Source organism: Chthoniobacter sp., assembly GCF_040003245.1.
GTDB lineage: Bacteria > Verrucomicrobiota > Verrucomicrobiia > Chthoniobacterales > Chthoniobacteraceae > Chthoniobacter.
Genome location: NZ_JBDUCX010000269.1, coordinates 1 through 8,801, shown reverse-complemented (window position 1 = coordinate 8,801; position 8,801 = coordinate 1). Strand labels below are relative to the sequence as shown.

The window sequence follows — 8,801 nt, the reverse complement described above, 5'->3', positions numbered from 1 at the left end:
GCCGAAACCCCAGCCGCCCAAGCCGCCGGAGCCAAAGAAGGAAGCGGAGGCCAGGGCGGAGCCGCTGCCGGGATCGGAGTTGCTCAAGCACGCTCCCCGTCCGGCGCGCCCGGCGTTGGCGGCGAGCAAGCTGCCGCTGGAATTCATCAAGGGCGAGCGTGTCGCTTTCGTCGGCAATTCTTTGGCCGAGCATTTCGGCAAATACGGCTACTTCGAGTCGCTGCTCCACTCGCGCTTTCCCAAGCAGGAACTCATCGTGCGCAACTTCGCGCGGCCCGCGGATGAAGTCTCCCTCCGCCAGCGCTCGGCGAATTACACCGCCCTCGACGACCCGCTCGCGGCCTTCGGCGCGGACACCTTTTTCTGCTTCTTCGGCTACAATGAATCCTTCATCGGTCCGCCAGGCGTGGAGAAATTCAAGAAGGACTACGAAAAGTTCCTCGACGACTACGCGAAACAGTATCCGCGCGACGATACGAAGGCCGCGCCACGTTTCGTGCTCGTTTCGCCCATCGCCTTCGAGGCTTCGGGCGACAAATTTCTGCCCGAAGGCAAAAAGGAAAACGCGAACCTCTGGCTCTACGCCAACGCGGTGGCGGAGGTGGCCAAAAAGCGCGGTCTCGCCTTCGTCGATCTCTTTACCCCGACCAGCGCCGATTTCGCCGCCAAGCCAGGCCTGCAATTCACGACCGATGGCGCCCACACCAATGAAGCCGGCGACCGCCGCGTGTCCGAGCTGCTCGACCGCGCGCTTTTCGAGACGAGCAACCCGGCGAAGATCGGGGGACCCGCGTTTGAACAATTGCGCGCGGCGGTGAACGACAAGTCATGGATCCACCAGCAGGACTACCGCATGCTCAACGGCTGGTACGTCTACGGCGGCCGGCGCACTTTCGATACGGAGACTTTTCCGCGCGAGTATTTGAAAATTCGCGCGATGACCGAGGTGCGCGACCGTTACGTCTCGGATATCGCCCAGGGCCGGAAAGTCGCCGCGAAGCCGGATGACAGCAAGACGGGCGACCTGTTTGTGCCGAAGACCGGCGCGGGCCGCTGGCCCACGAAGGAGCCGAAGGAATTGAAATACCCGACGCCGGAGGAGGCGATCGCCACGATGAAAGTGCCCGAGGGTTACGAAGTGCAGCTCGTGGCCAGCGAACGCGAATTTCCCGACCTGGCGAAGGTCAACCAGATCAACGTCGACAACAAAGGCCGCATCTGGGCCTCGTGTATGCCGACCTATCCGCAGTGGAAGCCCGGCGATCCGCGGCCCGCGGATAAGCTGATGATTTTCGACAAGCTCGACGCCAAGGGCAAAGCGAAGAAAGCGACCGTCTTTTACGACAAGCTGACGTGTCCCACTGGCTTCGAGTTTTGGAATGGCGGCGTGATCGTGGTCGACGAACCGCGCCTGCTTTTTCTCAAGGACACCGACGGCGACGACAAGGCGGACCTCGTCATGGAACTCACCGATGGCTGGGCCACGGACGACACGCACCATTGCATCAACGCCTTCGAGTGGTCGCCCGGCGGACTGCTGCACATGCTCGAGGGCGTGAGCCTGAGCACCGCGGTGGAAACGCCGTGGGGTCCGTTCCGCCGCTCCGGCGCCCCCGGTTGCTACGTGCTCGATCCGCGCGCGCAGAAGCTGCGGCACTTCGTCACGCCCGGCTACGGCAACCCGTGGTGCTACGTTTTCAATTGGTGGGGGCAGGGGATCGTCGGCGATGGCACCACGCCGCAGCAGCATTGGGACACGCCCCTCAGCGGCGCGGAGTTTCCGGGGCGCAAGGGCGTGAACACAATTTTCGACGGGGAAGGCATGCGGCCGAATGTCGGTACGGAATTTCTCTACACCCGCCAGTTCCCCGATGACGTCCAAGGGCTCTTCGTCTTCGCCTGCACGATCAACATGAACGGGCTCACCACTTTCAGCATCGGCGACGACGGCGCGGGCTACAAAGGTGCGCGGCGCAAGAAGACGGTGCAGGACGAGAAGGGCAAGGACAAGCAGGTGCCCGACGACATTCTCGCCGCGGTGGACAACATGACTTTCCGCCCCACCGACCCGCAGATCGGCGCCGATGGCGCGCTGTATTTTGGCGACTGGAGCGCGGCGCTGCTCGGCCACATGCAGTACTCACAGCGCGACCCGCTGCGCGACCACGCCCACGGCCGCATCTACCGCCTCGTCTACAAGAACAAGCCGCTGCTCACACCGGTCACGCAGTTTGGCAAGCCGGTGTCGGAATTGCTCGATCAGCTCAAGGAATACGAGCCGCGCACCCGCTATCGTGCCCGTCGCGAATTGCGCGACCGCCCCGCGCCCGAGGTGCTCGCCGCGATCAATAGATGGGTGGCCAAACTCACGCCGGTGGACAAGGAATTCGACCGTCTGTTGCTCGAGGCGCTGTGGGTGGAGCAGGGGCATCATGCGGTCGATCCGCGCTTGCTGGAAAAGGTGCTGCACGCGAAGACTGGCGAGGCCCGGGCGGGCGCTACGCGCGTGCTCGCCGATGAATGGGACCGCATCCCCAATGCGATGGCTTTGATGAAGGCGCAGGTCACCGACGAATTCGCCCGCACCCGCGTCGAGGCGATTCGCGCGCTGAGCTTCGTGCCGACGAAGGAATCCGCCGAGGCCGTGCTGCAAGCCGTGAATCTCCCGCGCGATTATTGGATCGATTACACGTTGCAAATGACGCTCGGCGCGTTGGAGCCGGCGTGGAAGCCGGCTTTCACTGCGCAGCAGCTCGCGCTCAACAATCCCAAGGGCCTGGAGTTCCTCACCGAACTCGACCAGCTCGCGAAGCCCGGCGGCGCCGCGACGACCGCGCTCAAGAAGTATCTCACCACGCCGGATCTCTCCGCAAAAAAACGCACGGATCTCATCAAGGAAATCGGCAAGGCCCAAGGCATCGCCGACAACGGCAAGGCGGTCTTCCGTCGCATCTGCATCGCGTGCCACAAGTGGGGCGCCGAAGGCATCGAGTACGGCCCGAACATGACGGGCGTTGGCGCCCGCTTGAAGCGCGAAGACATCATCGAGTCGATCCTCGACCCGAACGCCAAGATCGCGCCGGGCTTCCTGACGACGAACGTCGAAACCACGCAAGGCGCGGCCTATAGCGGCTTCGTCGTGGGCGAATCCCCCGAGACGCTCACCCTCAAGGTCGCGGGCGGCCTCACCCAAGAAGTGAAAGTCGCCGACATCAAGAAGCGCGAAAACATCAAGCAAAGCAGCATGCCCGAAGGCCTCGCCAACGGCATGTCGCCCGGCGAATTTCTCGATCTTGTGGAATTCCTCTCGAGCCTGAAGTCCGCCGCGAAATAGGTGTGGTGCGCTTGCATCCGTCTGGACAAAGGGTGCGCTGACAGACTCACTTCCGACATGAAATCCCCCGCGCTCGCCGCCCTGTTCGCCGTCGTTGCGGCCGGCTCTCTCCAGGCCGGAAGCGTCGACGACGGCCGGAGCGTGCAGACCGCGCCCACGAGCGAATCCATCTTCGACCGGATCTGGGGCATCCCGAAGCTCTACCGGAACGATCACAATCCCGTGATCGAGGAGTTCGATATCATCGGACGGCTCCACGAAGATTATTTCGACCTCGAATCCAATCGGGGGTCCACCAGTTTTTTGGAGACTCGCCGCTTCCGTCTGGGCGTCGATGCCTTTTTCGTGGACCGCCACGTCGAGGTGGAAGCGGAGGTCGATACCGCTCTGCGCACCGACCATTCGCCATCGATCTTCTACAATCGCCTCAGCAACCTCTGGGTGCGGATTGAGGGGAGCGAAGCTTTCGGTATTCGCTTCGGTAAATTTCAGCCGCACTTCGGCTACGACCGGGCGTTCAGCAATAACTACATGAAGACCTTTGAGCGCGGGGTTTTCGACGATCAGCTCGTCGGCAGCACCGATTATCTCTCCGGCACCGAGGTCAGCGGCAAGGTTGGGAACTTCGGGTACCTCGCCGCGATTTTTTCAACCAATTTGAACAAGGAGTTGGGGCGATTTGACGGCGGTCAGGCGTATCTCGCGGAGATCAACTACGACTTCTCGAAGGACTGGCAGGCGGAGAAAGCGCTCTGGGTCATCGATTACCTGCATGCCGACGGCAAAAACGCGAACACCAACGTCTTCAAGAACTATCGCCACGCCTTCGCCACCTATCTCGATCTCGAAAAGGGCCGTTTCAGCATGGTCCCCCAGTTTGCCTATGGCGATCAGGTCACCGGCAAGGGCGACGTCTACAGTTTCCAAATCATGCCGGGCTGCAAGCTCACCGAGAAACTCGAACTCCTCGTGCGTTATCAGCTCGCCGTCGCCTCCGAGAGCAACGGCATCACTACGCTCAATCGCCAGCAAAAGACCGTCGGCGCTTTCACCGGCGACACCTACAACGCCTGTTACGTCGGGCTCAACTACTACGTCTACGGCCAAAAACTGAAGCTCATGTTCGGCGAGGAATATGCCCGTCTCGGCGGTGGCACCGGGCCTTCCGCCGGATACCACGGCTGGACCACGCTGGTCGGGTTGCGGCTGTTTTTCTAGGACCGGAGATCCGTCGTTGAGCCGGCAAAAAACGAAAGGGTGCAACCGCCGACGGGCTGCGCTAAATGTTTCGCCTTCCCCGCCGCCATGTCTTCCCCCGCACCCCAGCAGAGCGCCCGCGTGACGCCGCAGCAGTTCAAATCCGGCCTCGCCGCGTGGCTGGGCTGGATGTTCGACGGGCTGGACATGCACCTTTACACGCTCGTGGCGCTGCCGTTCGTGGCAGAGCTGTTGCGGGTGAATCCATCGGCGCAGGCGGCCTCGACCAAGGCTTCGTTGATCCAGGGCGCCTTTCTGTTTGGTTGGGCGATTGGGGGCGCGGTCTTTGGCCGCATCGGGGATATCCTCGGCCGCAGTCGCACGCTGACTCTCACCATCCTCACCTACGCGGCGTTCACCGGCCTGTCCTTCTTCGCTCACGAATGGTGGCACTTGCTGATCTTTCGCTTTCTCGCCGCGCTGGGCATCGGTGGTGAATGGGCGGTGGGTGCGTCGCTCCTCGCGGAGACCTGGCCGTCGCGCTGGCGCCCGTGGTTGGCCGCTGTGTTGCAGACGGCGGTGAACACCGGTGTGTTGCTTGCCTGCTTCTCGGGCTACATGCTCGCCGGCGCGCCTTATCGCGCGATCTTTCTCGTTGGCGTGCTGCCCGCGCTGCTCACGCTGTGGATTCGGCGCGCAGTGCCAGAGCCGGAAGTGTGGGCGGCGGCAAATCAGGAAGGCCGGGGCCGCCATCCGGGGCTGCGCGCGCTGTTTGGGCCGGAGTTGCGGCGGACGACCATCATTGTGGTCACCGTCTGCGCACTGGGCCTCACGGCGCATTGGGCGCTGATGTTCTGGCATTCCGCCCATCTGCGCACCATGGCGCGCGACGCAGGTTGGTCGAAGGAGCGCGTCGACGTGCTGGCCAATCACGCGCTCTACCTGCTGACCATCGGCGCGATCGTCGGTAATTTCCTGGCCGGCTGGATCGCGCGTTACATTGGCTATCGACGCGCGATCACGGTGATGTTCGCGGCCTATTTCATCTTCATGATGGCGGCTTACGGGGTGGTGCGGGACGCGAATGGAGTGCTCTTCTGGCTGCCTTTCCTCGGCGCGGCCCAAGGTGCGTTCGCGCTCTTCACAATGTGCCTGCCACCGCTTTTCCCGACGCTGCTGCGGACGACCGGGGCGGGCTTTTGTTACAATGCGGGACGCGTCTTCGCGGCCGCAGGCACGGTCGTCTTCGGATTGTTTGCGCAAGTCGGTACCGGCGCGGGCGCGATCTGCGACCATCGGCTGGCGTTGCTTTACGCCGGCACGTTGTTTCTCCCGGCGGCGCTGGTCGCGTGGTTTTGGCTGCCGGAATGCGATGACATTCACGCCGTGACGGACGCCGAGGTGAATCCGGCATTGGCCGTGCCGGAGTGATGCTCTAGGTTGCCCCTGCCAATGCCTGCATCCACCGACCCCCGCCTGTTACGCCTGCACCCGGCCGATAATGTGCTGACCGTGATCGCGACGCTGGAAGCAGGCGCGCAGATTCGCGTGGGCGATGCCGAATTCGTCGTCCCGACGCGCCTCCCGCTGGGCCACAAGGTCGCCGCGCGGGCCATCGCGGCGGGCGAGAAAATTGTGAAGTACGGCGCGCCCATCGGCTCCGCTTCGCGACCGATCGCGGCGGGTGAACACGCACACACGCACAACGTGCAGAGTGATTATCTGCCCACTTTTTTGCGCGAGGACCAGACACGCTATTTCGACCAGCACCACGCATGAACGGCTATCTTCGCAACGACGGACGCAAGGGGATTCGGAACGTCACGGTGGTCGTGTATCTCGTGGAGTGCGCACACCATGTGGCGCGGGAGGTCGTGTTTCCTTTTCGCGAGCAGGGCGTGCATCTGCTCGGCTTCCCCGGCTGTTATCCGAATGCCTACGCGCATCGCATGCTGAAGCAGCTTTGTACGCATCCCAATGTGGGCGCGGCGTTGCTCGTGTCGCTGGGTTGCGAGGGTTTCAATCGTAAAAACCTGCTCGAGGATATCCGTGCCACCGGGCGGCCGGCCGACGTGCTGGTCATCCAGGAAACAGGCGGCACGCGGAAAACGATTGAAGAAGGCCGCGCCTGGATTGCCAAGGCCCTGGAGCAGACGGCTACGGTGCCGCGCGTCGCCATGGACGTGAGCGATCTCGTCGTCGGGACGGTCTGCGGTGGCTCGGACGCCACGAGCGGCATCACCGCCAACCCGGCCGTCGGGCGCACCTTTGATTTGCTCGTCCAAAATGGAGCGCGCGTCGTTTTCGAAGAGACTGGCGAATTGATCGGCTGCGAGCGGATCATGGCTTCGCGGGCCGCGCGCCCCGAGCTGGCGCCGGAACTGATCGCCTGCGTCGAAAAGGCGGGCCGCTATTACACCACGCTCGGCCACGGCAGCTTCGCGCCGGGTAATGCGGAAGGTGGGTTGACCACGCTGGAAGAGAAATCCATGGGCGCCTACAGCAAGAGCGGCAACTCGCCGATCAGCGGCATTCTCAAGCCGGGCGACGTGCCGCCGGCCGCCGGCCTCTATCTCCTCGATGTCGTGCCCGACGGCGAGGTGCGCTGGGGCTTCCCGAACATCAGCGACATCCAGGAAATCGGCGAACTCATCGCCTGCGGCTCGCACGTCACGCTCTTTACCACGGGGCGCGGCTCGGTGGTCGGTTCGGCGATTTCGCCGGTGATCAAGATCTGCGCCAACCCGGAAACCTTCCGCCGCTTGAGCGAGGACATGGACGTGAATGCCGGGCGCATCCTCGAAGGTGCCGCGACGCTCGATGAAGTGGGGCGCGAGATTTACGACCGCATCCTGCGCGTGGCGGCGGGCGAAAAAACCGCCAGCGAAGCGATGGGCCATTCCGAGTTCTCGCTGGTCTACAAAAGCTTCGATCCCCTCGGCCCGGCCTGCCTCCCGCACTGAGCAAAGTCGGCAAACGCTTGACTCCGGGGCGTTTGGCCCTTTCTTTCGGCCCTTCATGTCCGCACTTCGTTATACCGCGTTATTACTGCTGCTCGCCCTGAGCGGCTGCTCGATGTTCGAGAGTGAAGCGTCGATGCAGTTGCACGAGCCGCCGCCGCCGAAGAAAAAGGATTCCGCGTGGTGGAAATTGGGCAACAGCGGACCGCAGGATGCGACGGCCTCCCTGGAGTATCAGCGCATGCATTCCGAGACGGACAAGTCGCTGGTGGCGCTGGTGGTGCGCAACACGCACCTGAACAAGACCATCGAGGGAGATATGCGCACGACGATCGAGACGGGGTCGAATGAAAGCAAGGTGGACACCATCCATTTCGTGCTGGCGCCGAACGACTCGAAGAAGGTGCTGGTCTATCCCGCGAGCATCCACATGACCTACGAGGTCACCGCCTTTTTCAAGGAGTAGGCGGGTGCCCGGTGTGCAGCGCCTTTTCGAGCGCTGCGACGATGATATTTTGCAGCACGGTCATGGCCTTGTCGCTGGCATTGGTGCGGACGTAAACCGTGTGGTCCTTGAGTTCGACAAAGTCCCAATCGTCGGCGCCGATTTTGACGATGACCACTTTCTTCACGTCGCGCTCGATGGCGTCCTTGCCCACTTGGTCCCGACCCACCTCGCTCACCGCGCCGACGATGCGGTTGGCGACGATGTAGAGGTTGCCCCAGGCCTCGGCGTCATGACCGAAGCTGACGGCATCCACGGCGAGCGCGACCTTGATGTCTGTGTTGTCCTCGATCGCCTTGGCCGCCGCCGGGAGGGTCTGCTTGTTCGCCTTTTCAGCATAAGTAATGTTGAAATGTTGGGCGTGTAGCGCCGCCGGGGCGGTCGCGATAATGAACGCGGTGGCAGCGAAAACTCGGTTCATGGTTACCCGTAGGAAGGGCCCGGTTCGCCGCGGGGTCAAGCGGTGTTTTTTTGTGCTTCCGCCGGGGCCGTGCTAGCTTGAACGCTTATGTCTTTCCAACTCGCTTCACGGTACCAGCCCAAGGGAGATCAGGCCCAGGCGATTGCGAAATTGACGAAATCCGTCGAGGCCGGCAACCGCCACCAGACCCTCCTCGGCGTCACCGGCTCGGGCAAGACTTTCACCGCGGCCAACGTCATCCGGAACGTGGAGAAGCCCACGCTGGTCATCTCCCACAACAAGACCCTCGCCGCGCAGCTTTACTCCGAGTTCCGGCAGTTCTTCCCGGACAACGCGGTCGAGTATTTCGTCAGCTACTTCGATTACTACCAGCCCGAGGCCTAC

General features: G+C 62.8%; 8 protein-coding genes. 7 read left to right on the top strand and 1 reads right to left on the bottom strand.

Annotated features, from left to right (window positions below):
- The 6 genes from ABJF10_RS26360 to ABJF10_RS26335 form a co-directional block, all read left to right on the top strand.
- Positions 1-3,334: GDSL-type esterase/lipase family protein (locus ABJF10_RS26360; protein WP_348547610.1), on the top strand; the 3,334-nt coding region annotated here is incomplete at its 5' end.
- Between the two features lie 57 nt (positions 3,335-3,391).
- Positions 3,392-4,552 carry a porin gene (locus ABJF10_RS26355; protein WP_348547609.1) on the top strand — a complete coding sequence of 387 codons (1,161 nt, stop codon included), beginning with the start codon at positions 3,392-3,394 and terminating at the stop codon, positions 4,550-4,552.
- A gap of 87 nt (positions 4,553-4,639) precedes the next feature.
- Positions 4,640-5,962: an MFS transporter gene (locus tag ABJF10_RS26350; RefSeq protein WP_348547608.1), complete on the top strand. Its 1,323-nt coding sequence runs from the start codon at positions 4,640-4,642 to the stop codon at positions 5,960-5,962.
- Positions 5,963-5,983: 21 nt separating this feature from the next.
- Positions 5,984-6,310: a UxaA family hydrolase gene (locus tag ABJF10_RS26345; RefSeq protein WP_348547607.1), complete on the top strand. Its 327-nt coding sequence runs from the start codon at positions 5,984-5,986 to the stop codon at positions 6,308-6,310.
- Entirely contained in the window at positions 6,307-7,494 is a 1,188-nt protein-coding gene (locus tag ABJF10_RS26340) for a UxaA family hydrolase (protein WP_348547606.1), read from the top strand. Before ABJF10_RS26345 ends, ABJF10_RS26340 begins: the two co-directional genes overlap by 4 nt.
- 55 nt (positions 7,495-7,549) lie before the next feature.
- A complete protein-coding gene (locus tag ABJF10_RS26335) occupies positions 7,550-7,957 on the top strand; it encodes a hypothetical protein (RefSeq protein WP_348547605.1) in 408 nt (135 codons plus the stop codon).
- On the opposite strand, the gene ABJF10_RS26330 is transcribed toward ABJF10_RS26335, so the two are convergent.
- Positions 7,947-8,417 carry a hypothetical protein gene (locus tag ABJF10_RS26330; RefSeq protein ID WP_348547604.1) on the bottom strand — a complete coding sequence of 157 codons (471 nt, stop codon included), beginning with the start codon at positions 8,415-8,417 and terminating at the stop codon, positions 7,947-7,949. The two genes, ABJF10_RS26335 and ABJF10_RS26330, sit on opposite strands and share 11 nt — an antisense overlap.
- An 87-nt stretch (positions 8,418-8,504) precedes the next feature.
- Here ABJF10_RS26330 and ABJF10_RS26325 point away from each other — a divergent pair.
- Positions 8,505-8,801, top strand: a 297-nt coding sequence (locus ABJF10_RS26325; RefSeq protein WP_348547603.1) for a DEAD/DEAH box helicase family protein, incomplete at its 3' end; no start/stop codon positions are given.

Excerpts from the sequence above, each read along its gene's own strand:
- ABJF10_RS26355 (WP_348547609.1), top strand. The coding sequence starts at position 3,392 with ATGAAATCCCCCGCGCTCGCCGCCCTGTTCGCCGTCGTTGCGGCCGGC.
- ABJF10_RS26350 (WP_348547608.1), top strand. The coding sequence starts at position 4,640 with ATGTCTTCCCCCGCACCCCAGCAGAGCGCCCGCGTGACGCCGCAGCAG.
- ABJF10_RS26345 (WP_348547607.1), top strand. The coding sequence starts at position 5,984 with ATGCCTGCATCCACCGACCCCCGCCTGTTACGCCTGCACCCGGCCGAT.
- ABJF10_RS26340 (WP_348547606.1), top strand. The coding sequence starts at position 6,307 with ATGAACGGCTATCTTCGCAACGACGGACGCAAGGGGATTCGGAACGTC.
- ABJF10_RS26335 (WP_348547605.1), top strand. The coding sequence starts at position 7,550 with ATGTCCGCACTTCGTTATACCGCGTTATTACTGCTGCTCGCCCTGAGC.
- ABJF10_RS26330 (WP_348547604.1), bottom strand. The coding sequence starts at position 8,417 with ATGAACCGAGTTTTCGCTGCCACCGCGTTCATTATCGCGACCGCCCCG.